The 25,682-nt window shown below is 40.9% G+C and carries 25 protein-coding genes and 1 other RNA gene; 8 read left to right on the top strand and 18 right to left on the bottom strand.

Annotation, left to right across the window (positions count from 1 at the left end; all coding sequences use genetic code 11):
* Positions 1-48: 48 nt before the first annotated feature.
* Positions 49-402, bottom strand: an RNA gene (rnpB, locus tag GW828_RS11380) — RNase P RNA component class A.
* A gap of 54 nt (positions 403-456) precedes the next feature.
* On the bottom strand, positions 457-1,299 hold the full coding sequence (gene rsmI, locus GW828_RS11375; protein ID WP_273058843.1) for a 16S rRNA (cytidine(1402)-2'-O)-methyltransferase: 843 nt from the start codon (positions 1,297-1,299) through the stop codon (positions 457-459).
* Positions 1,300-1,388: 89 nt separating this feature from the next.
* Here rsmI and GW828_RS11370 point away from each other — a divergent pair, with 89 nt between their 5' ends.
* The 4 genes from GW828_RS11370 (at position 1,389) to dolP (ending at position 4,824) form a co-directional block, all read left to right on the top strand.
* Entirely contained in the window at positions 1,389-3,212 is a 1,824-nt protein-coding gene (locus tag GW828_RS11370) for a penicillin-binding protein activator (RefSeq protein ID WP_273058845.1), read from the top strand.
* A complete protein-coding gene (locus GW828_RS11365) occupies positions 3,209-3,535 on the top strand; it encodes a YraN family protein (protein WP_182697763.1) in 327 nt (108 codons plus the stop codon). Before GW828_RS11370 ends, GW828_RS11365 begins: the two co-directional genes overlap by 4 nt.
* Positions 3,536-3,664: 129 nt before the next feature.
* Positions 3,665-4,258 (top strand): phosphoheptose isomerase, encoded by a 594-nt coding sequence (locus tag GW828_RS11360; RefSeq protein ID WP_124017505.1) that lies wholly within the window; start codon positions 3,665-3,667, stop codon positions 4,256-4,258.
* Entirely contained in the window at positions 4,255-4,824 is a 570-nt protein-coding gene (gene dolP, locus GW828_RS11355; RefSeq protein WP_124017504.1) for a division/outer membrane stress-associated lipid-binding lipoprotein, read from the top strand. Before GW828_RS11360 ends, dolP begins: the two co-directional genes overlap by 4 nt.
* 38 nt (positions 4,825-4,862) lie before the next feature.
* On the opposite strand, the gene GW828_RS11350 is transcribed toward dolP, so the two are convergent.
* Positions 4,863-5,738 (bottom strand): DMT family transporter, encoded by an 876-nt coding sequence (locus GW828_RS11350; protein ID WP_182741973.1) that lies wholly within the window; start codon positions 5,736-5,738, stop codon positions 4,863-4,865.
* A gap of 141 nt (positions 5,739-5,879) precedes the next feature.
* Here GW828_RS11350 and GW828_RS11345 point away from each other — a divergent pair, with 141 nt between their 5' ends.
* Entirely contained in the window at positions 5,880-6,749 is an 870-nt protein-coding gene (locus GW828_RS11345; RefSeq protein WP_182741974.1) for a LysR substrate-binding domain-containing protein, read from the top strand.
* A 45-nt stretch (positions 6,750-6,794) separates the two neighbouring features.
* Here the strand turns inward: GW828_RS11345 and trpS are convergent, their stop codons facing one another.
* From trpS to rpe, 3 genes are read right to left on the bottom strand one after another with little or no spacing between them, the layout of a single operon-like run.
* Positions 6,795-7,793, bottom strand: coding sequence for a tryptophan--tRNA ligase (trpS, locus tag GW828_RS11340; RefSeq protein ID WP_124017501.1), 999 nt, complete (start codon positions 7,791-7,793; stop codon positions 6,795-6,797).
* A gap of 42 nt (positions 7,794-7,835) precedes the next feature.
* Positions 7,836-8,525: a phosphoglycolate phosphatase gene (locus GW828_RS11335; protein WP_124017500.1), complete on the bottom strand. Its 690-nt coding sequence runs from the start codon at positions 8,523-8,525 to the stop codon at positions 7,836-7,838.
* Between the two features lie 27 nt (positions 8,526-8,552).
* Positions 8,553-9,224: a ribulose-phosphate 3-epimerase gene (gene rpe, locus GW828_RS11330; RefSeq protein WP_124017499.1), complete on the bottom strand. Its 672-nt coding sequence runs from the start codon at positions 9,222-9,224 to the stop codon at positions 8,553-8,555.
* Between the two features lie 271 nt (positions 9,225-9,495).
* On the opposite strand from rpe, the gene GW828_RS11325 reads away from it, so the two are divergent.
* A complete protein-coding gene (locus GW828_RS11325) occupies positions 9,496-9,873 on the top strand; it encodes a hypothetical protein (RefSeq protein ID WP_182723102.1) in 378 nt (125 codons plus the stop codon).
* Complete coding sequence (locus GW828_RS11320) at positions 9,873-10,052, top strand: DUF2970 domain-containing protein (RefSeq protein WP_124017497.1); 180 nt, start codon at positions 9,873-9,875, stop codon at positions 10,050-10,052. The genes GW828_RS11325 and GW828_RS11320 overlap by 1 nt, the downstream gene beginning before the upstream one ends.
* Before the next feature lie 32 nt (positions 10,053-10,084).
* Here the strand turns inward: GW828_RS11320 and GW828_RS11315 are convergent, their stop codons facing one another.
* From GW828_RS11315 to GW828_RS11275, 9 genes are all read right to left on the bottom strand, one after another.
* Positions 10,085-10,921 carry a Dam family site-specific DNA-(adenine-N6)-methyltransferase gene (locus tag GW828_RS11315; protein ID WP_182742757.1) on the bottom strand — a complete coding sequence of 279 codons (837 nt, stop codon included), beginning with the start codon at positions 10,919-10,921 and terminating at the stop codon, positions 10,085-10,087.
* 132 nt (positions 10,922-11,053) lie between these two features.
* Complete coding sequence (locus tag GW828_RS11310; RefSeq protein WP_273058854.1) at positions 11,054-12,457, bottom strand: ATP-binding protein; 1,404 nt, start codon at positions 12,455-12,457, stop codon at positions 11,054-11,056.
* A gap of 39 nt (positions 12,458-12,496) precedes the next feature.
* Positions 12,497-13,573: a 3-dehydroquinate synthase gene (gene aroB, locus GW828_RS11305; RefSeq protein WP_182742755.1), complete on the bottom strand. Its 1,077-nt coding sequence runs from the start codon at positions 13,571-13,573 to the stop codon at positions 12,497-12,499.
* Between the two features lie 8 nt (positions 13,574-13,581).
* Entirely contained in the window at positions 13,582-14,097 is a 516-nt protein-coding gene (aroK, locus tag GW828_RS11300) for a shikimate kinase AroK (RefSeq protein WP_011635865.1), read from the bottom strand.
* A gap of 447 nt (positions 14,098-14,544) precedes the next feature.
* Complete coding sequence (locus tag GW828_RS11295; protein ID WP_124017493.1) at positions 14,545-16,593, bottom strand: type IV pilus secretin PilQ; 2,049 nt, start codon at positions 16,591-16,593, stop codon at positions 14,545-14,547.
* Positions 16,594-16,614: 21 nt separating this feature from the next.
* On the bottom strand, positions 16,615-17,133 hold the full coding sequence (locus GW828_RS11290) for a pilus assembly protein PilP (protein WP_124017492.1): 519 nt from the start codon (positions 17,131-17,133) through the stop codon (positions 16,615-16,617).
* Positions 17,133-17,750: a type IV pilus inner membrane component PilO gene (locus GW828_RS11285; protein WP_124017491.1), complete on the bottom strand. Its 618-nt coding sequence runs from the start codon at positions 17,748-17,750 to the stop codon at positions 17,133-17,135. Before GW828_RS11285 ends, GW828_RS11290 begins: the two co-directional genes overlap by 1 nt.
* Entirely contained in the window at positions 17,747-18,331 is a 585-nt protein-coding gene (locus GW828_RS11280) for a PilN domain-containing protein (protein ID WP_182742754.1), read from the bottom strand. The genes GW828_RS11285 and GW828_RS11280 overlap by 4 nt, the downstream gene beginning before the upstream one ends.
* Entirely contained in the window at positions 18,319-19,398 is a 1,080-nt protein-coding gene (locus tag GW828_RS11275) for a pilus assembly protein PilM (RefSeq protein ID WP_124017489.1), read from the bottom strand. Before GW828_RS11275 ends, GW828_RS11280 begins: the two co-directional genes overlap by 13 nt.
* A 186-nt stretch (positions 19,399-19,584) precedes the next feature.
* Here GW828_RS11275 and GW828_RS11270 point away from each other — a divergent pair, with 186 nt between their 5' ends.
* The gene (locus GW828_RS11270; RefSeq protein ID WP_273058861.1) at positions 19,585-22,140 is read left to right on the top strand and encodes a penicillin-binding protein 1A; all 2,556 of its coding nucleotides are present in this window, start codon (positions 19,585-19,587) and stop codon (positions 22,138-22,140) included.
* 80 nt (positions 22,141-22,220) lie between these two features.
* Here the strand turns inward: GW828_RS11270 and yjjG are convergent, their stop codons facing one another.
* The 3 genes from yjjG to GW828_RS11255 form a co-directional block, all read right to left on the bottom strand.
* Complete coding sequence (gene yjjG / locus GW828_RS11265; protein ID WP_182697755.1) at positions 22,221-22,928, bottom strand: pyrimidine 5'-nucleotidase; 708 nt, start codon at positions 22,926-22,928, stop codon at positions 22,221-22,223.
* A gap of 133 nt (positions 22,929-23,061) precedes the next feature.
* Complete coding sequence (locus GW828_RS11260) at positions 23,062-24,132, bottom strand: phosphotransferase enzyme family protein (protein WP_273058864.1); 1,071 nt, start codon at positions 24,130-24,132, stop codon at positions 23,062-23,064.
* A gap of 77 nt (positions 24,133-24,209) precedes the next feature.
* Positions 24,210-25,496, bottom strand: a complete 1,287-nt coding sequence (locus tag GW828_RS11255; protein WP_182697753.1) for a DUF805 domain-containing protein — start codon at positions 25,494-25,496, stop codon at positions 24,210-24,212.
* Between the last annotated feature and the right edge of the window lie 186 nt (positions 25,497-25,682).

The following is a 25,682-nucleotide window of genomic DNA, read 5'->3' as shown; positions in this document are numbered from 1 at the left end:
TCTGTAACATAAAAGGCCTCACATTGCTGTGAGGCCTTTTATTATAAAGAGGTGAGTTGGCCGATAAGCCGGGTCCTGTCGTGGACAGTTATTCATCTAGGCCTGCAATCGCTCACAGGCTCAAGCAACCTACCCGGTTCCAACGCGAGCAGCGCCATGCGGAACCCTATTTGGTCTTGCTTCGGGTAGAGTTTACCTTGCTACGGACTATTGCTAGCCGCACGGTGCGCTCTTACCGCACCCTTTCACCCTTACCATCTTAGCCGAGGCCAAAATGGCGGTCTCCTCTCTGTTGCACTTGTCGTCGGTTCACACCGCCCAGGCGTTACCTGGTACCCCGCTCTTTGAAGCCCGGACTTTCCTCCCCGTACTTACGTACGCGGCAACTGTCTGGCCAACTCGGCGCGGATTATAGCCTAAGCAGCGCAACAAACCAATGCCAAAGCGACCAGCTTTTTATAAATCCAGTTCTAAACCATATTTATATAGGGCATTTTTCTTTAAACCATGAATTTGCCCAGCTATAGCTGCGGCTTTCTTAAGCGGTAATTCTTCACAAAGTAACTTTAATGTAGCAACTGCAACCGCTGGAATACCTTCTTCATCAGTTAATGTAAAGCCATGGCACATAATGACCATTTCGCCTTTTTGCTGATTATCATCGGCTTCAACCTGTGCCAATACTTCAGCAGCGGTACCCGATAAAAAAGTTTCGAAGGTTTTAGTGACTTCACGAGCCATCACTATTTGTCTATCTTCGCCTAACACCTCAACAATAGCAGCAAGGCTATAAAGAATACGGTGAGGAGATTCGTAAAATATCAGCGTACGAGGATCTTCTTTAAGAAATTCAAGCTTATCGATACGCGCTTTTTCTTTTGAAGGTAAAAAACCTTCAAAACTAAAGCGATCAGACGGTAACCCTGATGCACTTAGGGCGGTAATGGCGGCACAAGCGCCAGGCAGTGGCACGACTCTGTGGCCAGCTTGGCGAACATGATTAACTAAATGATAACCAGGATCAGAAATTAATGGCGTACCCGCATCAGAAATAAGTGCGATTGATTTACCTTCATTTAACTGTTCAACTATCCATTGCGCTCGGTCACGTTCATTGTGATCATGTAATGCCGTTTTACGGGTTTCAATACCAAAGTGACTCAGCAGCCTTCCGCTATGGCGTGTGTCTTCGCAGGCGATTAAATCAACCTGTTGCAGCACCTCTATTGCCCGAGCGCTGATGTCGCCAAAATTACCAATTGGGGTGGGAACAATATACAGCGCGACCATTTGGTCCATAATTACCTCGATAATGAATCTACCTGAGTCTTTCGCCAAGCTTAAGAGCAGGTTAAACTAGTGACAGCATCTTACCAGAGTGAAGCCAAGTGTTAAAAAGACTGAATACTACAAAATTCGTGTGCGCGTTGATTTTCTCTGTATTGGTGGTCGGTTGTGCCACCAATAAACAGCAAGATAATATTGACGCAAGTGCATCGCTCGTTGCCGCTGAACATCCAGCTAAAGTTTATTTAGCCCAAGCAACGAATAGCAGTTTACCAGAAAAGCGTGATCGTTATTTATTACTCGCCGCTCACGCTTATATCAATGACGGAAACTTTAATTCTGCCGCTAAAGTATTAACCTCAATGCAGAAGTCGATGGTGACCGTTCCCTCGCTTCAAGCTGAGCACATATACTTGCGTGCGCGCATTGCAGAGAAAACCAATAGCAGCCAAGCTGCGCTGGATATATTACAGTATCCGCCTCATTGGCAGTTACCGCGTTGGCAAATGGCGAGTTATCACCAATTTAAAGCCAAGCTGTATAAGAATACTCAACAGCCAATTGATCAAGTTAAGCAATTAAGTCTGTTAAGTAATTACTTACCAAAATCTGAAACCTCTGCGATTAATAATGTCATTTGGAAGCTTCTACAGCCTTTACATGAAGAAACAGTGCAGTCGTTTATGCGCGATCAGTCTAATCCGATTTTTGCGGGTTGGTTACAATTAACCTATATTGCTAAGCATTATGCGGTTGAACCAACTCAATTAGTGCGTTATTTAGGTGAATGGCAGCGTAATAACCCTAATCATCCTGCGGCGATGAAATTACCCGCAGATCTAGAGCAGGCACTTAATGCTAAGCCCTTTAGACCGCAAAATATTGCGGTGTTATTACCATTAAGTGGTCCACGCGCTGTGGTTGCAGAGCCCATTCGTCAGGGGTTAATGTCAAGTTACCTGTCAGACTATGACGCCAATGTATCAATTAACTTTTATGATACTCAGCAAGGTGTTGCTGCCGCTTATCAACAAGCCGTTGCCAAGGGGGCGGAATTTATCATTGGGCCATTATTACCCAATGAAGTTGAAGAATTACAGAAAGTAAATGATAAACAAAAAACCACTATTCCTCAGCTGTATTTGAATCAAACAGACACCTTTACACCACAACCAAATCTGTTCTATTTTTCATTGTCACCCGCGCAAGAAGCCAGTGATGCAGCACGTAAACTGTTTAATGATGGCGTCAAACTGCCATTGCTTTTAGCCAGTAATGACCCGATTGGTAAACGTATGGCCGACAGTTTTCAACAAACATGGCTGACATTAACCAGTAACGATGCCGAAGTGTATTTCTATGATGCTGGCGACCAAATGAAGTTGACCGTTCAAGAAGCATTGGGCGTAAAAGATAGCCAAGCACGTATTAGTAGAATGCGCGATTTATTAGGCAGTCGCTTAGAATCAGATTTTCGTTCTCGCCAAGATATTGATGCGATTTACATGATTTCTGGCTCACAAGATTTAGCCCTGCTAAAACCCTTTTTAGACGTTAACTTTAGTGTGTTCTCTGAACCGGTAACCTTATATACCACTAGCCGGAGCCGCCTTGAAAGTGAGTCAGCACAATCAGCACAAGAGTTAAATAACTTGATCATTAGTGATGTTCCTTGGCTAATGCAATCGAATAGCGAAACTCAAATGGTGTCAGAACTGTGGAGTGGTTGGAATAATAGCCAAAAACGCTTGTATGTCATGGGGTTTGACGCACTTGAGTTGGTTAATCGTTTAGCGCAAATGCGTGCGTTCCCTGGCTATCAATTTATGGGGCGTAGCGGCGCATTATCAGTGAAACCTAATGGCGTGATTGAGCGTCAATTGTCTTGGGGTAAATATACTCAAGGAAAATTAACACCACTATGAACAGTGGACAATTAGCTGAGCAACGTGCACGAACTTATCTTGAACAACAAGGTCTGATATTTGTTGCCGCTAATGTCCGCTATCCATTTGGTGAAATAGATTTGATTATGCGCCAGCAAGATGTATGGGTGTTTGTGGAAGTCAAATTTAGAGCGTCAAATCAGTTTGGTGGCGCCTTAAATGCACTTACAAATAAGCAAATCACCCGGATAAGATTAGCCGCGGATCATTATTTACAAAGACAAAAATTGAATCCACCTTGTCGCTTTGATGTCATTGCGATGAATATTGATGAAATAAACTGGCTACAAGGCTGTTTTTAAGCGGCAATTGATTACCATAACCTTGATTTATGGCATCATAGAGTCAAATCACCAAGTCTTACTGATGAGCGATATTAAAAAGGCCAATCAGAGACATACGTAGACATAATTTAGCGTAAGGATTGTTGCATGTTAGAACGTATTAAAGATAGTTTCACCGAATCGATTCAAACTAAGATTGATGCTGCTGAAGCATTGCCAGAATCGATTGAAAAAGCGGCCGAGATGATGGTGCAATGTCTACTTGGCGGTAATAAAATTCTGTCATGTGGTAATGGCGGCAGTGCTGGCGATGCTCAACACTTCTCAGCTGAATTATTAAACCGTTATGAAATTGAACGTCCACCTCTACCGGCTATTGCATTAAGCTGTGACACGTCAACCATTACGGCTATCGCCAACGATTATAGCTACGATGAAATTTTCTCGAAGCAAATTTTAGCTTTAGGACAACCTGGTGATATTTTATTAGCGATTTCTACCAGTGGTAACTCAGGTAACATTATTAAAGCCATGGAAGCAGCATTAAGCCGTGACATGACAATTGTTGCATTAACTGGTAAAGACGGCGGCGCAATGGCAGGTTTAATGAGCGCTGGTGATGTAGAAATCCGTGTACCGTCAAACGTGACAGCACGTATTCAGGAAGTTCATTTACTGGTTATTCATTGTTTATGCGATAACATCGATCGCACCTTGTTCCCACAGGACGAACAAGCATGATAAGAGGGTTACTCATCATCTCGATCCTTGCGATGTTGCAGGGATGTGCTGGTGCGGTCATGGTTGGCGCCGTTAGCGGTGCCAAGATGGCAAACGATGAGCGCAGCATGGGCACGCAAATCAGCGATACCAATGCTGACTTTGTTATTGCCAGCGCATTATCAAAACATGATGACCTCAACAATCAAACCCATATCGCTGCCATTGTGATGAACAAAAATGTATTGATGATAGGCCAAGCGCCTAATTCAATGCTGCGCGATAAAGCCGTTAAAGTCGTACAAGATTTACAAATTGGCGGCAAAATACATAATCAAATCCGTATTGGCACACCAACCTCATTTACCACTCGCAGCAATGACACTTGGGTCACCACCAAAGTAAAAGGCCGCATGCTGAATGAGAAGTCGCTCGATATTACTCGCATTAAAGTCATTACCGAAAACGGCGAAGTGTTTTTGCTTGGGTTAATTGACCGCAAACAAGCTGATTTAGCCGTTGATATCGCTCGAAATACAGCTGGTGTTCGCAAAGTGATTAAGGTTTTTGAATACACTGAATCTTAATCCTGCTGTAGCTAACAACTTATCGCGATTTAAAAAATTCATCCTGCATTTTGCTCGATGAATTTTTTTTGCGATCTTTTGGCTTGTATCCAAGGGATAACCAGTGACGGTAACACAATAAAACTAGCGCCTAACCAACTTAGTCCATCAAGCCATTCGTCAAAAAATACCCAGCCCAAGAAAACACAGAACAACAAACCTGTATATTCTGCCACCACAATTTGACTGGCTTGCGCTTGACGATACGCTAAGGCACAAAACCACTGGTATGCGAGTAAAAATACGTTACTTAACACTGCGATGACCACTAAAGAAACACTTATTCCCTCTATGCCTTGTACTAAGGCCATCACAAAAACTAACGGCATGCTAAGTAAATTATAAAGCATTAGCGTAACGATTGGACTTTCTGTACTAGGTAACTTGCGCAGTGCCAACTGGTTAATCGCAAACGTAAATGCTGAAATTAATACTGCAATACCAAACCAGTTAATTTCACTTGGGCGCAGTAAAATAATAATGCCAATAAACCCCAAAATAGCCGCTAACCAATGCGCTGCAGTAACGGTTTCTTTCAAAAACAAAAATCCCATTAATACAATCATTAATGGCGCTGAGTAAAATAACGAACTCACTGTAGCAATCGGTAGCGCAATTAAGCCCATAACTAAACATACAGCGCCAATAGCGCCGGTATTAGCCCGCACTAAATGCACCTTTACGTGGCGGCTGGTTGGTTTGTTAGCCGCCAACCACAAAGGCAGCAACATGATTACTGATGTTAACTGTCTAATTAACAGAAATGTTGCAGCGCTACTGCCCTCTGGAAGCCATTTTATAGACACATCATACATAGCGCTAAAAAGGTTACCGACGACCAATAACATCATGCCGATGGCGATTGTGGATTTCATTGTACTTACAACCTAAGAATCAATAATTGGCTGCATCATATCCTTAGCAATTTATATCGAATAATGATGTTTTTAATCAATGCATGAGTTAAATTCATATATAGTAAATTTTAATAAAATAAACTCATATTTAAGGTGCATATGCGCAAACTTCCACCACTGAGGGCACTACAAATATTTGAAGCGGCAGCAAGGCATGCGCACTTTTCTCGGGCGGCAACTGAGCTTTGTATTACTCAAAGTGCGGTATCGCATCAAGTGAGGCTGCTTGAAGCTCATTTTGGTGAACGATTATTTAGCCGCGAAGGCAGGCAACTCTGTTTAACCAGTAAAGGCAGTGTGCTTTATCATGAGCTAGAACGAATATTTAATGAGCTGAATGATTTAAGCATGCAAATCACTGGAGACAGTAATGATCAACTCCGTTTAGCGGTATACAGTTCATTTGCCATTAAGTGGCTCATTCCTCGCTTAAGCGATTTCCATCGATTGCATCCACAAATTAAAATTCGCCTAGATATGATCACCGACGACCCACTGATGAGTGATAGTGTGGCTGATATGTTTATTACTGGCCAAAGTGGCCAACCCGGTTATGTGCATCGCATGTTACACCAAGAGAGACTGATCCCAGTGATTTGTCCTGGGCTGCTCAATACCGACCTCTCGGCGCTGAGTGTATTACGTCAGCATGCATTACTTACCGTTGACGAAGGGCCAATAGGCTTCGATTGGGAGCGCTGGTTATCCGTTAATGACATCAGCATAGCCGCGACACAACAACAGCATGTATTTAGCCATGTGTTGTTAGCCATTGAAGCGGCAATTGCCGGTCAGGGTATCGCGCTAGCGTCAGATTTTATGGTAGAGCGAGATATTAGTAAGGGAGCATTAGTCGCGCTTAACTTACCCGCTATGTTGACTGGCTTTGAATTCAATTTTAGCTGTAAACAACGACGTTTAAAGGAACCTGCTATCGCTGCGTTTGTGCAATGGTTAACCAAAAAATAAGCCAGCAATTTGCTGGCTTTTCAGTAACAATAGCTAAAGTTTTACTTACACGATAAGGCCAATTTTTTCGTAGACTTTTTTAATGGTCACTTCTGCACGCGCTTGGGCTTTTTCAGCACCTTCCGCCATCACTTGGCTTAGGAATGCATGATCGGCGCGGAACTCTTTAAAGCGAGCTTGTAATGGCTCTAACATACCAACAACCGCTTCACCGGTAGCCACTTTTAAATGGCCATACATTTTGCCTTCAAATTCTGCTTCTAAAGATGCAATTGACTGCCCTGTACAACCTGACATTAAACTCAGTAGATTAGACACACCCGGCTTTTGTTCGATATCAAAACGCACCACTGGCGGCTCTTCACTATCAGTCATGGCTTTTTTAACTTTCTTTAAAATCGCTTTAGGATCTTCAAGTAAACCAATAACGTTATTGCGGTTGTCATCTGATTTGGACATTTTCTTTAGTGGGTCTTGCAGTGACATGACCTTAGCACCATGCTCAGGAATAAACGGCTCAGGAATAGTAAACGTGTCGCCATAAGCATTGTTAAAACGAGTGGCAATATCGCGAGTCAATTCTAAGTGCTGCTTCTGATCTTGACCAACTGGGATTTCATTAGCTTGATACAGCAAAATATCTGCCGCCATGAGCACAGGATAACCATATAGCCCAACGTTAATGTTATTAGCATGCTTTAAAGACTTATCTTTAAACTGGGTCATGCGGTTTAACTCACCCATTTGGGTGTAACAGTTTAATACCCAACCAAGTTGAGTATGCTGCGGCACTTGCGACTGAATAAATACGGTGCTTTTTTTAGGGTCAACACCACACGCAAGGTACAAGGCTAATGTATCTAAACAGGCTTCACGGAGTAACTTAGGATCTTGACGAACCGTGATGGCATGTAAATCAACAACACAATATAGGCAATCATGACTATCTTGCATGGCAACCCATTGACGAAGTGCGCCCATATAATTACCTATGGTTAATTCGCCTGATGGCTGCGCACCGCTGAGTACTATGGGTTTAGTCATGTGTTTTATTGCTCCAGATTATCTTTTTGAAAATTAAAATTATTATGAAAGTAAGTATTGCTCTATATCAGCAAAATTTTCGCATACCGCATGGGGATGACTTAGGCCGATATCTTCGCCGTAGTTGTAGCCATAGGTCAAGCCAATAGACATAACATTGGCAGCTTTAGCTGCTAAAATATCATTCTTTGAATCACCAATCATCAGTAATTGCGACTCATCCAATTGCCACTGTCCAAGCAAATGCTGCAACGGCATAGGATCCGGCTTCATTTTGGCTAATGAATCGCCGCCGAGCACTTCGCTAAACACATCATCGAGGCCAAAAGCACTTAATATCGGCAAGGTAAAACGATAAGGTTTATTGGTGACGATAGCCAGTTTAAAACCAGCTTGTTTTAGCTTTTGTAACGTAGTGATCACCCCAGAGTACAAACGACTATGCGTATGTAAATGCTCACTATAGTAAAGCATAAATAGTGGCATCGTTTTCTCAAGTAATGCCTGTAGCTCAGGAGTATTTTCTGCCATGCCAGAGGCATAACTTAATGCACGTTGCATTAATACACGCGCACCATTTCCGACCCAACTCAGCACCAGCGCTTCTGTTACGGGTGGATATTGGCATTGTGCTAATGTGGCATTGGTGGCAGCAGCTAAATCAGGCACACTGTCGATTAATGTACCATCTAAATCAAAAGCGATAGCGCTAATGTTTGACCATTGCATCATGTTAAGTCCTAATAATACGAAAAGACGTTATGATACCGTAGCAAGTTCTGCACGCATTTGATCAATAACAACTTTATAATCTGGTTGATTAAAAATTGCCGAACCCGCGACAAACATATCTGCACCGGCAGCCGCGATTTCAGCAATATTGTCGACCTTTACGCCACCATCGACTTCTAAACGAATATCAAACCCACTCGCATCTATGAGTGCACGAACTTGGCGAAGTTTGTCTAATGTATGCGGAATAAATGACTGACCACCGAAACCTGGGTTAACCGACATCAATAAAATGACATCAAGTTTGTCCATAACGTGATCTAAATAATGCAATGGTGTGCCGGGATTTAAGACTAAACCAGCTTTGCAGCCAGATTCTTTAATAAGCTGTAAGGTACGATCAACATGCTCTGAAGCTTCTGGGTGAAAAGTAATAATTGAAGCGCCAGCTTTAGCAAAGTCAGGAATAATACGATCGACGGGTTTTACCATTAAATGTACATCAATATCTGCAGTGATGCCGTAATTACGCAGTGCAGTACATACCATAGGGCCAATGGTTAAATTAGGAACATAGTGATTGTCCATTACGTCAAAGTGAACAACATCCGACCCCGCATCTAATACGGCTTTAACATCATCACCTAAACGGGCAAAATCGGCGGACAAAATTGATGGTGCAATTAAAAATGGGCGCATAATCTTCTCTATTGGCAGATCAAAGTGTCGACATTTTACCCTTTGCAGCCGCAACCCTCTAGTCTCACGCGAGAAATAACCACTCTGAAACTGGAATTTAGTCGAAAATGCCAACATTGGTCAACTTTGTTATTTTTTAAACAGAAACCAGTGTTCAATAACTAAGCTATTTTGCTATAATGCGAAAATGTTGTTATGTTTATGATCCAATATAAGATCTTACATCTGTTGTAGTATTAATCGATTTTACACCACGGATAGGGCAAAATTTATGCTTAAGTACTTAATACGCAAGCTTTCTGGTCGTGATGGCAAATTATTGTCAATACAGATTTTTGCTGTTTTTGCGACATCAGCTTCGGCACTATTGCTAAGCCAAGTATTAATGAGCACCGAAAATAACTCTGCCAATAGTAAAGCATGCGTGTGTAATAGCGGCACCAACTACAATACTAGCTTGCCAAGTAGTCATCCTACCAACCGATGTGCAGAACAATCAAACGATGTGAGCTGGGGGAATTGGGTTACAGGAAACAGTCGCTCAAGCCAATTTCATTTCATTGATTTACTTGAACTGATCCACGGCCACAAAGATAAGCCATTAAATGATATGCCAACATCTGGCAGCCCAACTCAGATATCGCGTTAATGTCTATTTGGCGAGTATTTAGTAGTACTGTAGCGGCTTTTTTTGGCGTGCAGACAGAACAAAACCGTCAAAAAGATTTTCAAACTCAATCTCCTCTGCCCTTCATCATCATGGGAATTATCTTAGCAATTACTTTAGTGATTTCAATAATCTTGATTGTTAACCAAGTCTTAAGTTAATTACCTGCTTTGCTAAATATCCCACTGTAATATTATTCTTCTTCACGATAATGATGGTCATATAACGCCATAATTTCGTCGACTTTATGACGTGAACCACCTTTAGGACTAATATTACGTTGCACCGAAATCGTTGAACAAGATGCACCGCGATATAATTCTCGAGTTAACGGAATATCATGGTTACTGATCAGCACAGGAATATTTCGTTCATGAGCAATAAGCCGTGAATGACGTGCAAGTAATGCTTGGTCGTCTAGGCTAAAACCAGGGCCGGCATAAGTGGTAAAACTGGCTGTTGTCGATAAAGGTGCATAAGGCGGATCACAATAAATAACATCGCCGCTTTCAGCAATATCAAAGGCTTGTTCGTAACTTATACATTTAAAGGTCGCTTTTTGCGCTTTTAATGAAAAATAACGAATTTCGGCTTCTGGAAAATAAGGTTTTTTGTACGAGCCAAACGGCACGTTAAAACCACCTTTACGATTGTATCGACATAGACCATTAAAACCATGACGATTCATATACAGAAAATATACTGACCGAATAAATGGATCGCTACAGAGATTAAATTCTGCACGAATACGATAATAGGCATCTTTGTCATTCATCTCATCGACAAACATTGCTTTTGCCGCTTGAATGTATTTATCAGGCTGTTGCTGAACAATTTGGTATAAATTGATTAAGTCTTGATTAATGTCACACAACAAATAATCATCAAACTGAGTATTGAGGAATACCGAACCCGCGCCAACAAAAGGTTCAATGAGTCGATTGCCTACTGGAAGGTGTTTTGCTAGCTCATCAACGAGCTTGTATTTACCGCCTGCCCACTTTAGAAAGGCTCTATGCTTTTTTATCATGAAAAGGAATTATACCAGCAAAATTAAAGCTGAAGATTGTACTCTGTTTAACGACAATTATCATCGGCTAAAGTAGATTAATTGTGTTGATTCTTCATGTTATTGACTTAAATGCTCCAGAATATGATGCAACTAATCTTGTCGCTTATAATCACTTAAGTCGGCCCACTTTCTAACCCAAGGTGCCGCTAACCCATATTTTTCCTGCAGACTTTTCGCTTTTAAGCTAGCGCTCGTAGCCGTTTCAAAATCACCCAATAATATAATGTGACGTTGTTTGTAACTCATAATGTAAACCTGCGGCTCTTGCGCCAATTTCACTAATATAGGCGTAAGTGAATCTTTGTCATTCACACTCGCAAGTTGCAGTGTAAACCCTTTAACTTTTAGGTTGGGAGTATTGTCTCGCTCAACGATATCATTCGGTTTATTGACCGGATTAACTTGTGCTTTGGGTAATTTCCCCTGAAAAGACAAGCCCGTTAATGATGAGTTGACCACCACCTCGGTATAATTATCTACAGGCACACCTTCAACAAGCTCAGTCGCATCTTTATCTTCAATTAGGCTATCTGTAATGACTTGCTCCTCTATAAGCAACTGTGCTTGCTCATTGGCGCTCGACTTAGTGAATACCAATTGCCTCTGAGCAAAATAAGCGGTTAATGTTTTATCGGCATAACTCATCACATATTTTGTTGCTTTGGCACGCAACCTTGATTGCTCAGCCGTTAATGTTGGCGATATCGATGTAGAAATTGCTGGAGGTAATTGACGACTAATACCCCACCACATTGCCACACTCGCTAATATGGCAAACAAGGCAATAAGCATTTTCGCCGACCAGGGCCAAGATGCTTTGCTGGTTTGCGGCTCTTCTAATGCTAACGCTAATAATTTAACCACTTCAGCTGGCGTGCCCTGCTGTTTTTCTAATTGTTTATGGATGATTTCACGGGGAATAAACGGCGTTTGCTGGCTACGAAGTAATAAACTCTGGTAAAGACCATCTCGCTCAGGTAGCGATAAAGGCTCGATCGTAACCGGGAGCAATCTAGCACGAATATCATCGGTTAAATCTGCCACTAAGGTATACCAAAAATCAGGGCTAACCGTTACTGTGACCGCTACAGGTTTACCAGCACAATGGATTTGACTCAGAAGAATGCATTCAGCCCAAATATCTTTAGGCAATAGATCGGCATCATCAATAATGATGTGTAATGGCTTTTTCAAACTTGATTGAATTCTAAGAACGGTATCCATTAAAGGACGTTCGTCATCAAATATGGGGGCAGAGATGAGTTGAACAAGAATTTTTCGACGAATTTCTGCACTATCGGCATGTTGAGGGCATATAATTAAAGCTGAATTGTAATCATCTAACTCACTGGCTAGTGCAGCTGTAAGCGTAGATTTACCTGAGCCATCAACGCCACAAACCACCGACATCTGTTCACTATAGCTAGCAATATGCTGTAAACGCTGAATAAGCGCTTCTTGAGTGGGGAGTAACAATAGTCCTGGAGTCGTCAATGATTCACCACACTATAATTGAGATGTAGGAAGCATAACTTATTCGCAGCTAATAACCTGTTTTAACAAGTCTTCACCTACATCACTAAAGACGTCAGCTTGGCCTATACCTGTGGGTAATACTAAGCGAATCTTACCACCTAAAACTTTCTTATCACGGCGCATATGCTTAATAAACTGTTCAAAATCCATCGACTCAGGAGCCGTTATAGGCAAATCAAACGCTAGCATTAACTGACAAATACGTTCAACACTTAAATCATCTAATAGATTGAGTTTACATGCAGTTTTTGCCGCAAGAACCGTACCAGCAGCGACAGCCTCACCATGTAACCAAACTCCGTAGCCCATTTCGGCTTCGATAGCATGACCGAAGGTGTGCCCAAGATTTAATAACGCTCTGACACCTTGTTCAGTTTCATCTTGCGCGACAACATCAGCTTTAATCTGACAACATTTTGCAATGGCATAGTTAAGCGCATCAGTCTGGAGTGACTTTAATGGGTTAACATTTTCTTCCAGCCATAGAAAAAATTCTGCATCCCAAATAATACCGTACTTAATGACTTCTGCCATACCTGCTGCAAACTCATTTGCAGGTAATGTCTGTAAGCAAAGCGTATCGATAATCACAGATTTGGGTTGATAAAATGCGCCAATCATATTTTTTCCAAGAGGATGATTTACTGCCGTTTTACCACCGACAGAAGAATCAACTTGGGACAATAATGTTGTCGGCACTTGCATAAAATCAATACCGCGCTGATAACACGCTGCCGCGAAACCAGTCATATCACCAACAACACCACCACCGAGAGCAACTAAGACTGAGTCTCGGGCAAAATTATGCTCAAGTAGTTCAGTAAAAATATAATCTAGGTGTTGTAAATCTTTAAATTTTTCGCCATCAGGCAAAATAACCGTTTCAACACGCGCGCAAGCGCTCATCGCTTGTTGTATCTTTTGAAGATACAACGGAGCAATGGTGTCATTTGAAACAATTAAGGCTTTCTTGTTTGTTAGGTAGCGAGCAAATAGCTCGCTATCATTCATCAAATCCTGGCCAATATAAATGGGGTAACTTCTATCACCTAATTGAACCTGAATCTGTTGCATGTTGTTACCTAAAAGCCGAGTTGCTCGATAATTTGGTTTGCGACGATCTTCGCGCTTTGCTCATCCGTTTTAACGATAACATCCGCAATTTCCTCATATAAAGGATTACGAATTTCCGCTAAGCTTTCGAGCACTTCACGTGGATCATCTACTTGTAACAACGGGCGACGCTTATCACGCTGAGTACGCGCTACTTGCTTGTCGATAGTTGTCTCTAAGTAAACCACTATACCTCGAGCAGAAAGATAGTTGCGGATATCTTTACTCTGAACAGAACCACCACCTGTCGCGAGAACGATACCTTGCCTTTCTGAAAGATCACCAATGACTTGAGCTTCACGACGACGGAAACCCTCCTCACCTTCAACATCAAACACCCAGGCAATATCTGCACCAGTACGTTGTTCAATCTCGTGATCTGAATCGTGGAAATCTAAATGCAGCATTTGCGCCAGATGGCGACCAATTGTGCTTTTACCTGCGCCCATAGGGCCTACCAGAAAAATATTGCGTTTTTCAGCCATTTCGTATACGTCTGAATCTTATATGGAAGAATGCCTTATCGACTTAAACCTCAAGCCGACCTATAATTTAACCTTGCTCTATTGAGACTTGACGAAGGATTATCTCAGTTAAGGGCTACCGCTTGCAAGTCATCACAGCTATTTATAATGATTTTATTATAACCTCGAAGATAAAAACACCCTAAATAATGTAATGTGTACAGTTAAGTGTTTGTTAATGCAAAGACTATAGTTTACTGCAGACAACATAATCTAATTAATATCATTCGCTATAAACTTTAATAAAGTCACTATTATTGCCGCCATAGGCAGTCATTTTACTCACTTGAGTGATATTTACCGCTAGTGTATTTATCCTCAGTGGTAATTTGCTGCTCATAAACATGCACCATAAAAAAACCAGCGCTTACGTCGCTGGCTTTTTATGCTCGTTATCGCTAAAGAAAACTATCGTTTATCAGCAACAATCTTAGGGGTAACGAAAATCAACAATTCTTGACGCTCGTTGGTGTCAGTTGAGTTTCTAAATAAGAAGCCTACTAACGGAATATCACCCAATACCGGTACTTTACTCACTCGGCTAATTAAGTTCTGTTGGTATATACCACCGAGCACAATGGTCTCACCATTATCAACCAGCACTTGGGTACCAATACGTTGAGTATCAATCGCAACAGCTTCACCAGTCGCGGTGGCAACCGTTGTTCCTTGAGAGTCTTGAGTAATTTCAAGATCAAGGATAACACGGTCATCAGGGGTAATTTGTGGAGTTACCCGAAGCGATAACACTGCCTTTTTAAAGGTAACCGTTGTTGCACCACTAGATGCTGACTCAACATAGGGGATTTCAACACCCTGCTCAATATACGCCGACTTTTGGTTAGACGTCGTAATACGTGGGCTGGCAATAATCTCGCCTTTGTTTTCTTGCTCTAATGCGCTTAACTCTAAATCAAGTACCGTACCGTCAGCCAATTTAGCAACATGAAAAGCAATACTGGTTGCAGAGCTTGCTGCTGCCGGTAAATTTACATTAAGACGATCATTAACACTTGGGATAATACCGTTAGCAATATCAGTGGCACCATTAATGGTACCAGAGGTGCCTTTTGTGCCTTGCTGGTCGGTGATGCCCCAACGGATGCCTAAATCTTCAGACACATCGTCTTTCACTGTCACCATGCGGGCTTCAATCAATACTTGCTTAATAGGAATGTCTAATACATCTATTAATCTGTGTACGTTCTCTAAAATTTCCGCAGTGTCTTTTACCAATAGCGTATTTGTACGTTCATCAACGGCAACACTGCCGCGAGATGATAGTAGAGTGGAATCGGTAGTTTTAAGTAAATCCGCTATATCGACGGCTTTAGCATAGTTTATTTGTAAATATTCAGAATATAACGGGGCTAACTCTTTTACTTCTTGGCGATTTTTCAAGTCGTTACTTTCGCGAATAGCAAGCTCTTCACTTGGTGCAACCATTAAAATATTGCCTTCAATACGTTTATCCAAACCTTTAGTTTGTAAAATAAGGTCCAAGGCTTGATCCCAAGGCACGTCATCTAAACGTAAGGTAATTTCACCTTCTACGGTATCGCTGGTAACAAGGTTAAAGTTATTGTAATCAGCAATAATTTGTAAAACAGTACGGACTGAAATATTTTGGAAGTTAAGTGACAATGAGCGACCATTATATTTTTTGGCCTCTTTAGCAACCGAAACTCGTTCAACTTTATCAATGCTAACTTTAAACACATTACCGTCTTGGCGGTAGTTGTAGTCATAGTTACCATCAACATCAACCAAGATACGGGCAGTAAGATCGTCTTTAAATGTTTCAAAACTATTCACTGGTGTGGCAAAATCTTGTACATCCATAACATAAAGCAAATCATTACCAATATCGGTGTTATAGAGTTTTATTTCGAGCTTTGAACCAACTTGTTCAACATTAGCGGCTACAGAACGATTGCTTAGATTAAATAATATTTCTCCGCCACCAGTTTTGTTGCGACGAAAATCAATACTACTAATACCGTTAACAAATGGATTATTAGCTTCTACTGGACCAGCGACATCATCATTAATCGTTAACCGATAACTATTACCAACAATTTTACCTTGGTACGGTTTTACTTTATTCATTGCAACAATGATCTGTAAATCGCCACCTTGTTGTTGTGTATTAATTTCTTTTACGCCAACAGTATTCACCGGAATATTGTTTTTAGTTAAATTAGAAATAGTATCAGAGAAATTCAACATGATTTCTGCTGGATCTGCCGATAAATCGACAGACGGTGACACTATTGATGATTCAAAAATCAACTCTAATTCTAATTGATGATCAACCATTGAATGGTATTTGACGTCCATAAGACGATTAGCAGCTATCGCACTGGGTATTAAACCCATTAATAATACTGCGCCTAAAAACGCTCTAAAAAATAATAACTTTGTTATTGCTTTTTTTATCGCGGCAGAAGATTCCATTATTCTCTCATCCTTCGCACGTTATTTTCCTGATAATTCTAAATTGCTGGATCTTTCTGACCAACAACCCGAACCATCAGGGATTAATTCTATAATTTCGATAAATTGCGGCGTTACTTTAGCAATTCGGCCATGATAAAGCCCTAAATACTCGCCTACACCCATGCGATAAACATTGGCATCGCTAGATTCGACTAAAGCCCAAATAGTTCCATCTTCGCTTAATGTTCCACGCATTCTTAAATTGTCTAATGCATAAGTTTCTAAACGACTTTTGCGACGTTTTAAGTCTGGTTGTAAACAATCTTTAGATGTATCAATCACCTCTTCTGTCAATTCCCTTGATGGTGGAACAAACGGGCTGCGCATTAACTCAGCTTGATATGCAAAATGTTCAAACTTTGGTGTTTGCTTCAAAGGCGGTATACGGGCGACGTGTTGTGCCTTTGTAGTAGTAACAAATAGCTCTAAATCGCTGCGATCGCCAATACAACCACTCAATAAAAACACCATTGATAAGAATAAAGGCAAAAATTTCATTATTTCTGTCCCTTATTGGCCTGTTGCGTTAATTCTGCCCCTTCTTTAAAGCGATAGGTTTTAGCGAGAATATCCATTGATAAACCACCACTATCGTTCTGCTTTATAATAAAGTCGTGCAGACTGACAATTCGAGGTAATTTTGCAACCCCGCTCACCATATTACCTATTTTATGATAATCACCTTCCACTGACATCTTAATTGGGAATTCAATATAAAAATCACGTTCGATTTCATCATCCCAATCTAGGCTATTAATTCTAAGGCCAGCATCAGTAGCAACAAACGTTAAATCATCTAATAAACCAGGCATCTCATTTTCAGAAGGCAACATTTTAAGCAATTCGGCAAACTGCACTTCCATCACGTCTAATTGCTCACGGTACAGTTTAAGATTAGCTGCTAAACGATATTTAGTTTCAAAATCTTCACGTAATTGAATTTCTTTTTGCTGTTCAGCTTCCATCTCATTGATCGAGTCGGAAATAAACAAGTAATAACTGCCACCAATAACACATAGAGACAAGAAACCAGCAAATACAATTTTTACCAGCTTAGGCCAACCACCAATGTTTTCAAAATCGATATCGTTAAATTGATCTAGGTCGAGATTCATTTTCTCGCTCCTTGGTTCGGATCAACATTCGCTTCTTGTGAATCATCACGAATAGTGACACGTAATTTAAAACGTTGTAACTGCCTTAACTCTTCATTTTGGGTCACAATCGATTGCATACTCGGATCATTCAGATAAGCAGAAGTTTTAACCTTTCTCATCATATTAGCGACGTTATTGTTCGATTCACTTCGTCCCTCAATTAATAACACGCTACCTTTCTTCTCTATACTTGAAAGATAAATACCAGGCGGAACAATTCGAACTAATTCATCTAAAACATGGGTCGGTAAATTACGCGATTGTTGTAAATTGAGAATAATCTCTGTGCGACGTTCTATGTCTTTTTTACGTTCGGTAATTTTTCTAATTTCGGCAATCTGGGTATCAAGCAAACTAATTTCCGATTCCAAATAGGCATTGCGTTGACGTTGATCATCAGTGACCACTTCCAGAAAACCCAGAAATAAATAAACGATTAATGAAGTCACTAAAAAGACTAATGCTAAAATACCGATGAAGTCGCGTTTTTGCTTCTCTCTTGCCTCTTCACGCCAAGGTAATAAGTTTATGTTCGCCATTGAGCATAACTCCTTAACGCAAGACCACATGCCACCATATATTTACTCATATTAGGTTGAAGCTGACTTTTCATCACATCATCTGCATGCAAACAGCCTTGGAAGGGGTCAGCAAGAATAGTATGAGTACCTAACTCGTTGGTAAGTAATTCAACCATTCCTTCTAACTTAGCTGTACCACCACATAAAACGATGTAGTCAACTTTTTCACGGCCACTGGCAGTACAGTATATCTGTAAGGTTCGTTTAATTTGTTGTAATAATTGCGTCTGAAAAGGTGATAGAACTTCGAACATATAATTACGGGGTAATTGCCCTGTTATCTTGGCTCGTTCAGCCTCATCATGGGGCATTCCATAAAATGACAAGATTGATTGAGTAAATAACTCACCACCAAAAGCTTGTTCACGTATGAAAGTAGTATCACCATTTTCAACCACTGAGAATGTGGTCATATTGGCACCGATATCAACCATGGCGATTGATTTATCTTTAGCACCATCAGGTAACTGGCCATAAATTAATTCTGCAGAACGTCCTAAAGCATAGGCTTCCACATCGACAACTTTTACATCCAGCTCGACAGCATCTAGTGCATCTACTCGTGAATCAATGTTTTCGGTGCGACATGCACTCAGTAGCACATTCACTTTCGTTGGATCGGTAATGTTAGGATTAAGTCTTTCAAAATCAATACTGACTTCATCGAGCGAATAAGGAATAAGATTGTCAGCTTCAATCTCAATTTGAGCTTCCATTTCCTCTTCATTCAACGCAGCATCCATATAAATGACCTTAGTCATTACAGCAGATCCTGAAACAGCAACAGCAGCAAATTTGAGGGATTTAGGTAATCCCCGTCGAATTTGTCTTAATGATTCAAGTACCGCTTCAGAATCACGAATATCATGATCAACTACAGCTCCTTTTCTAACAGGAACCGCCGCATGGTTTTGAATTTTATATCCATCCGCAGTCTTGCTCAACAATATGGCTTTGATTTCATGAGATCCAATATCGATCCCGACCATTTGAGGTGCTTGACGCTTCCATAATTTTGAAATCATAGTCCGTCATCACAATTGTATTTTTATTTTCTAAGAGATTAGCACATAATCAACTCGTTATAAGTATTTGTATAAAATGTTTCAACATTTTACAAATACTATTTAGTTATTTCATGTTTTACTTCACCAAAAACCCTCACGCTTATATACTAACGTCACTATTTGTAATTTTTCTGGAATTCTAGAGTGAAGTGGTTTAAACGTTTATTAATTGCATTTTTTAGCCTATCACTACTTGGCATTGCTGCTATAGCTGCCGCTTATTTTTATGTGCTACCCGATTTACCCGATGTTAATTCGCTAAAGACGGTTCAATTACAAACTCCGCTGCGTATTTATAGCCGCGATGGCAAACTGATTTCTCAGTTTGGTGAAAAACGTCGTATACCTGTTGAGTATGAAGAGGTCCCGACTCAGTTAATTAATGCCGTGCTCGATACCGAAGATGCGCGCTTTTTTGAACATAATGGCATTGATCCAATTGGTATTATTCGTGCGGCGGTCATTTTGATAACGACGGGTAAGAAAAGTCAAGGTGCCAGTACGATAACCCAGCAAGTTGCCCGAGGGTTTTTCTTATCGAATGAGAAAACGTACATTCGTAAAGTAAAAGAAATATTTCTAGCGCTAAAAATTGAAAAAGCACTCTCTAAGAAAGAAATCTTAGCTCTTTATTTAAATCGCTCATTTTTAGGTAACCGTGCCTATGGCGTTGGTGCTGCAGCGCAAGTTTATTATGGTAAAGAACTTAACCAACTGACGTTACCAGAGATGGCAATGATTGCCGGTTTACCACAAGCACCATCAGCAGCAAATCCTATTAGAAATACCGAACGGGCAATATCTCGTCGAAATTGGGTTCTAAGCCGCATGCTCGAGAAACGTAATATCACTCAAGCAGAATATCAAGAGGCCATCAATAGCGCTTCTACCGCGAAATATCATGGCGCTGAAATTGACTTATACGCTCCATATGTTTCGGAAATGGCACGTGATTACATGATCCAGAAGTACGGTGAAGAAGCCGCCTATACCAATGGATATAATGTCTACACCACTATATCTTCAGATCTACAATTGATGGCTCAGGAGTCATTAAGAGATAATGTTTTTGCTTACGACCAACGCCATGGTTACCGAGGCCCTGTCACTGAATTATGGACTGATACACCACTAAGCAACGATGAGATTGTGGCGATTTTAAAGCGCACGTCTTCGGTACAGGGCATTATGCCTGCAGCTGTGCTAAGCGTAAAAGACCAACAAGCACAAGTGATTGATGAAAAAGGCGAACTACTGACTCTTGAATGGAATGGCTTAAAATGGGCGCGTAAGTTTATTAGCGATAAACGTCAGAGCTTACCACCGAAACTTGCAAGCGATATATTAACCGCCGGCCAACAAGTCTGGATCCGTCACAATGGTAAGCATTGGCAATTATCACAAATTCCTCAGGTATCGAGTGCAACCGTCTCACTTGAACCTCATGACGGAGCAATTAAAACGCTTGTAGGCGGATTTAGCTTTAGCCAGAGTCAATTCAATCGAGTGACTCAAGCTAAGCGTCAATTAGGCTCTAATATTAAGCCTTTTATTTATGCCGCAGCTTTAGAAAAAGATTACACCTTGGCTACGCTTATCAATAACGCACCAATTAACAAACCCGATACCCGCCAAGGTACTGCATGGCGACCAAAGAACTCACCTGATATCTACGGCGGGCCAACACGCTTACGTGTGGGTTTAGCTCAGTCGATTAACGTTATGTCAGTTAGAGCAATGCGACATACCGGTTTAGACGACACCATAAAAGAGCTAATAAAGTTCGGATTCGACCCAAGTGATTTACCACGTAATGAATCGTTAGCTTTAGGTTCTGCATCGGTAACACCATTACAAGTTGCTACTGCATTTAATACTTTCGCTAATGGTGGCTACTTAGTTGAGCCTTACTTTATCGATCATGTCACCGATGCATACGACAACATGGTTGAACAAACCATTCCAACTATTGCATGCAGTAAACCAGAACCATCTATAACAGGGCCAACAGAGCTTACTGATATTGATGACCCATTTACTGTGATGGCAACAGAGGTAGATCAAGAGAATGTCAGCTCAATCACTGCAGAGCAAAATGTATGTACTAATCCACAAGCTCATTTTGCCAAAAGAGTTATCTCTGAACAGACAGCATTTTTGATTACTGAAGCTTTAAAAAGCGTGATTTGGGGTGGCGGTGACTGGAGCCATGGAACGGGATGGAATGGTACGGCTTGGCGAGCATCAAAATTAATTAAACGTCATGATATTGCGGGTAAAACAGGAACAACTAACGAATCTCGTGATACTTGGTTCAGTGGTTTTAATCCTACACTAACCGCAACCTTCTGGGTTGGTTTTGATGATCATGGTCGTCAATTAGGCCGTTCAAGCTGGATGGCTAATGGCTATCCAGATCAAATATCCGGTGCTGAAGCAGGAGCAAAAACTGCCGGTCCTGGTTGGAATGACTATATGAATAAAGCCCTATCTGGCACCCCAGAAGCGCCCGTCATTCCACCTAAAGGGATTGTATCTGCGCGTATTGATTTAGCCACGGGTAAATTGACTCGAAAAACAGACTATACGACAGAGTTTGAGTACTTTGTTGAAGGCACTGAACCTAAAGAATATGTCACTGAAACTCAGCAAAGTGGAGATATCTTTATCGACAATGTTGCTGAAGATTTATTCCAATAATATCGATTTACATTAGCTAATAAAAAAGCCATTCAACTGAATGGCTTTTTTATAACAGATGATATGACATTACAATGTAGCTAACCTGCTACTGATGTGTTCGGTATCAATAGTTGATGTAGCTCAGTTAAATTTCGTACCTGATAACTGGGAACAATATTATCGCTTATAGGTTGGTCATGATGATTTAACCAACATGTGTCGATACCCGCATTGATCCCCCCTAAAATATCTGAGTGTAGGTTATCACCGACCATCAGCACTTGGTGCTTCTGCGGCTCTCCCATTAAGCTGAACGCATGCTGAAAAATAGCTACATCAGGTTTTGCTTTACCCAGTTGTTCAGAAATTACCACTGGATTAAATGCATCTTGGAAACCGGTACGACTCAAACGGATATTTTGTAATTCGGTAAAGCCATTAGTAATAATGCCTAAATTGACCTTACCCGACAATGAATCAACTAATTCACGAGCTCCCGGTAAAGGGAGACAAATATCAGCCATAGCACTTAAAAACTGACTATTTAAATGCTGTGGTGTTACAGATAATTTAGCAGCCCAATGAGTAAATCGAGTGTGTTGCAAATGTGCTGCGCTGATTAAACCGTTCTGATACTCGACCCATAACGGTTTATTAACCTGCTGATAAACAGAAAAATCTTCTGCACTAAAATCAATATCAAAGCGCGAAAACATTAATTTCAATCCAGCAAATGCATCGAAATGAAATAGTGTTTCATCTGCATCAAATAAAATCCATTTATACTTATTGAGCATATTTGACATCAATTAAATCCTTATTTTAAAAAACGCTAACCTAACTAAGTTTGAATAATAAAAGTTATCGAGCAGAGCTTTGGTCTACTATTGGTATTGGCTAGCAATGGGCAATATAACGAGATGATTTTTACGATACTGGCTAAGCGCTAAATAAAGACATTAACCTAGTTTCTTGCTGCAGTAGACTTTGATAAATGGTTAACTGATTGATGGCACGATCAAGATTATGGTTTTCATATTTAATCCCAAAATAAATGTCACCATTTAAATAATCAGTTAAAAAACGAACACCAAGCATTAATGGCATCACTTTGGTTCCTAGCCACAGACTACGCTTTTCAAGCGGAGTAATAATACCAACAAGAGAAGCAATATAAGAGTTGGCAGCGGCGATAATAATTTCAGGACGCGCGTAAACATTGGCTAAATTAGTCGAATCTTCCGCCTCAGGTGAGCAAAATGCACGAACCATATCGCCAAAGTCATACATTAAATATCCTGTCATACAGGTATCTAAATCAATAATAGCTAAACTAGACATGTCTCGACTATCAAACAACATATTATTGATTTTAGTATCATTATGGCAAACCCTGATCGGTAAATCGCTTTCATATTGCAACAATGTTGTCACTAAATCAGTTTGAGCCAAACAAAAATCGACCCATTTTTTACACTGAGCTAATCGCTCATGACTATCGTTAATCTCAGCACTATGCAATTGAGCCATACGTTGAGGTAAATTTAAAAAATTGGGGATCACATCGATAATATCAGTGGGGGTTAAGTTACTCAGTGCCGCAGCAAAATGCCCAAACGCCTCGGCCGCTAACTTAGCTTGCTCGGGCGTATCAACTACTTCAATTGTATCGCTATGGGGCAAATAATCTATTGCCCGCCAAAATCCTTGCTCAGCTAAATCTACGTAAAGCGCGCCAGAAACGGTAGCGATTGGACTCACCACTTGCAAGGGATATTGTTGCTGTTGCCGCTTAGCCAATAAATGCTGACTAATGTTAGCGGCATTTTGAATCATAACCCTAGGATCAGTAAATATTTGAGTATTAATCCGCTGCAACACCATCGTTTTAGCTTGATCTCGCACCAAAAAAGTCTGATTTATATGGCCATTACCCAGTGGATGAATGGAGCTGTGCTCGGTACTAAAACCAAACTGAGGTAACACATTGCTACGGATAAAATTAACCAATCAACACTCCAACACTAATATCACCAAAACCTAAGGTAACCAATACATCACTTTGGTCCGGTTTCTCTCTGTAATCGTTACTGACTCAGTATCATTTCAAATTGAGGGTTTTGCATCAAGGTTGCTTGACTGCCCTTTAAGTTAAATTCATAGCCACACAACTTAAAGCTGCCTCTGAGCGCGACATCATTGACAATGGCATCTTTGTCTAATGGTGTAAATCTAGCCTCACTGGCACCATCATTAAGTAAATCAACGGTGATAGGTCGATAGCGACTACCGTCATTAAACTCAAGATTAGCGCAGGTTTTATCACCCGTTGCTGTCGCTAAACGCCACATATTTTGCGCAGCGCCGCTATCTCCTAACCAGCGCACAATCAAGATTTCACCCTCTAACGCCAGCCAAAATCCGTCTGGTAGTTTTACCATCTCTCGAGTGCCAGCTTGTTGTTGATGACTTATGCCATCAAGGTGTGCGGCTTGTTCGGTTTCGTCGCTAGAAAAAACATTGACCAATGCAAAGACCAAATACACGACTAAACAGATAGCCAAGATAAGCGCAGTAATTTTACCAATTAAAATAAGCTTTTGCTGGTGTAATTTGGCCACATTAAGCCAAGATTTTGCTAGCTCGGTAATCGACCCAGATTGTAATGCATCTTGATCGACATAAAGCGGTTGATTATTACGCACTGACGCTGTGGAAAATGAGCTAGTGTATTGGTCATCTATTGCAGCATCTGCATCGAGGGCCGTGTTATCTTGCTCAATATCAGCCTGTGGTAAAACATCATCAATAGTCTGATTGCTCTGGGTTTCGCCAGAATATGGCTCAGATGATGTACTAAAGTTCACGTCATTATCAGTTAACTCTACGGCTGAAAATGTACTCTCTGGCGTTGCCTGAACAGGCATAGCCTGCCCTTTCATAACTGGCTCTTGTCTGTGATAAACCGAACCTATATTGGATACTGGCGCCATATTTGGTCCATTATATCCTTGTACATAATTAATGATATTTCTAGGCGGTAAAAATGCCAAATAGCCACCACAGGCTAAGCCGAATAAAAATACGCCAGCTGACGCGCCCAAAGGCGCCATAAAGTAAGTCAATATGCCAAAAGCCAATACAGGTATGACACAAATCATCGCTAACTTAGCCGATTTATTGGCATCATTTAAGCGACGAAGTGCAGCCAAACCAACAATAGGCATAACCGCCAGCGTCACAATCACATTAATTACACTCGTCGGAAATACGATAGCAGCAACGGTTAACAACAAAAATGCAGCGAATATAATTGCCATTAACCTTAAGCCTGTGTCACGACCATCTCGGCACAGTAGGGTTTTTACAGACATCAATCATTCCTATTCATTTACGAAAAAATCAAAAAAAACAGCTAGGTACATAACAGAATTTATCGGTAATTATACACAGTGATGGCAAGGTGATTAGATTGTTTTCACCATCAAAACTGACAACCACTATCAATAGCGCAAAGCCTACAGAATTAATCTTATAAAGCCAGACCCAACCTAGGTTTT

Source organism: Shewanella vesiculosa (assembly GCF_009994065.1).
Taxonomy (GTDB): Bacteria; Pseudomonadota; Gammaproteobacteria; order Enterobacterales; family Shewanellaceae; genus Shewanella; species Shewanella vesiculosa.
Note: the sequence above shows the minus strand (reverse complement) of the source record. Positions and strands in the feature narration are given on the sequence as shown.

Excerpts from the sequence above, each read along its gene's own strand:
- rsmI (WP_273058843.1), bottom strand. The coding sequence starts at position 1,299 with ATGGACCAAATGGTCGCGCTGTATATTGTTCCCACCCCAATTGGTAAT.
- GW828_RS11365 (WP_182697763.1), top strand. The coding sequence starts at position 3,209 with ATGAACAGTGGACAATTAGCTGAGCAACGTGCACGAACTTATCTTGAA.
- GW828_RS11360 (WP_124017505.1), top strand. The coding sequence starts at position 3,665 with ATGTTAGAACGTATTAAAGATAGTTTCACCGAATCGATTCAAACTAAG.
- dolP (WP_124017504.1), top strand. The coding sequence starts at position 4,255 with ATGATAAGAGGGTTACTCATCATCTCGATCCTTGCGATGTTGCAGGGA.
- GW828_RS11350 (WP_182741973.1), bottom strand. The coding sequence starts at position 5,738 with ATGAAATCCACAATCGCCATCGGCATGATGTTATTGGTCGTCGGTAAC.
- GW828_RS11345 (WP_182741974.1), top strand. The coding sequence starts at position 5,880 with ATGCGCAAACTTCCACCACTGAGGGCACTACAAATATTTGAAGCGGCA.
- trpS (WP_124017501.1), bottom strand. The coding sequence starts at position 7,793 with ATGACTAAACCCATAGTACTCAGCGGTGCGCAGCCATCAGGCGAATTA.
- GW828_RS11335 (WP_124017500.1), bottom strand. The coding sequence starts at position 8,525 with ATGATGCAATGGTCAAACATTAGCGCTATCGCTTTTGATTTAGATGGT.
- rpe (WP_124017499.1), bottom strand. The coding sequence starts at position 9,224 with ATGCGCCCATTTTTAATTGCACCATCAATTTTGTCCGCCGATTTTGCC.
- GW828_RS11325 (WP_182723102.1), top strand. The coding sequence starts at position 9,496 with ATGCTTAAGTACTTAATACGCAAGCTTTCTGGTCGTGATGGCAAATTA.
- GW828_RS11320 (WP_124017497.1), top strand. The coding sequence starts at position 9,873 with ATGTCTATTTGGCGAGTATTTAGTAGTACTGTAGCGGCTTTTTTTGGC.
- GW828_RS11315 (WP_182742757.1), bottom strand. The coding sequence starts at position 10,921 with ATGATAAAAAAGCATAGAGCCTTTCTAAAGTGGGCAGGCGGTAAATAC.
- aroB (WP_182742755.1), bottom strand. The coding sequence starts at position 13,573 with ATGCAACAGATTCAGGTTCAATTAGGTGATAGAAGTTACCCCATTTAT.
- aroK (WP_011635865.1), bottom strand. The coding sequence starts at position 14,097 with ATGGCTGAAAAACGCAATATTTTTCTGGTAGGCCCTATGGGCGCAGGT.
- GW828_RS11295 (WP_124017493.1), bottom strand. The coding sequence starts at position 16,593 with ATGGAATCTTCTGCCGCGATAAAAAAAGCAATAACAAAGTTATTATTT.
- GW828_RS11290 (WP_124017492.1), bottom strand. The coding sequence starts at position 17,133 with ATGAAATTTTTGCCTTTATTCTTATCAATGGTGTTTTTATTGAGTGGT.
- GW828_RS11285 (WP_124017491.1), bottom strand. The coding sequence starts at position 17,750 with ATGAATCTCGACCTAGATCAATTTAACGATATCGATTTTGAAAACATT.
- GW828_RS11280 (WP_182742754.1), bottom strand. The coding sequence starts at position 18,331 with ATGGCGAACATAAACTTATTACCTTGGCGTGAAGAGGCAAGAGAGAAG.
- GW828_RS11275 (WP_124017489.1), bottom strand. The coding sequence starts at position 19,398 with ATGATTTCAAAATTATGGAAGCGTCAAGCACCTCAAATGGTCGGGATC.
- yjjG (WP_182697755.1), bottom strand. The coding sequence starts at position 22,928 with ATGTCAAATATGCTCAATAAGTATAAATGGATTTTATTTGATGCAGAT.
- GW828_RS11255 (WP_182697753.1), bottom strand. The coding sequence starts at position 25,496 with ATGTCTGTAAAAACCCTACTGTGCCGAGATGGTCGTGACACAGGCTTA.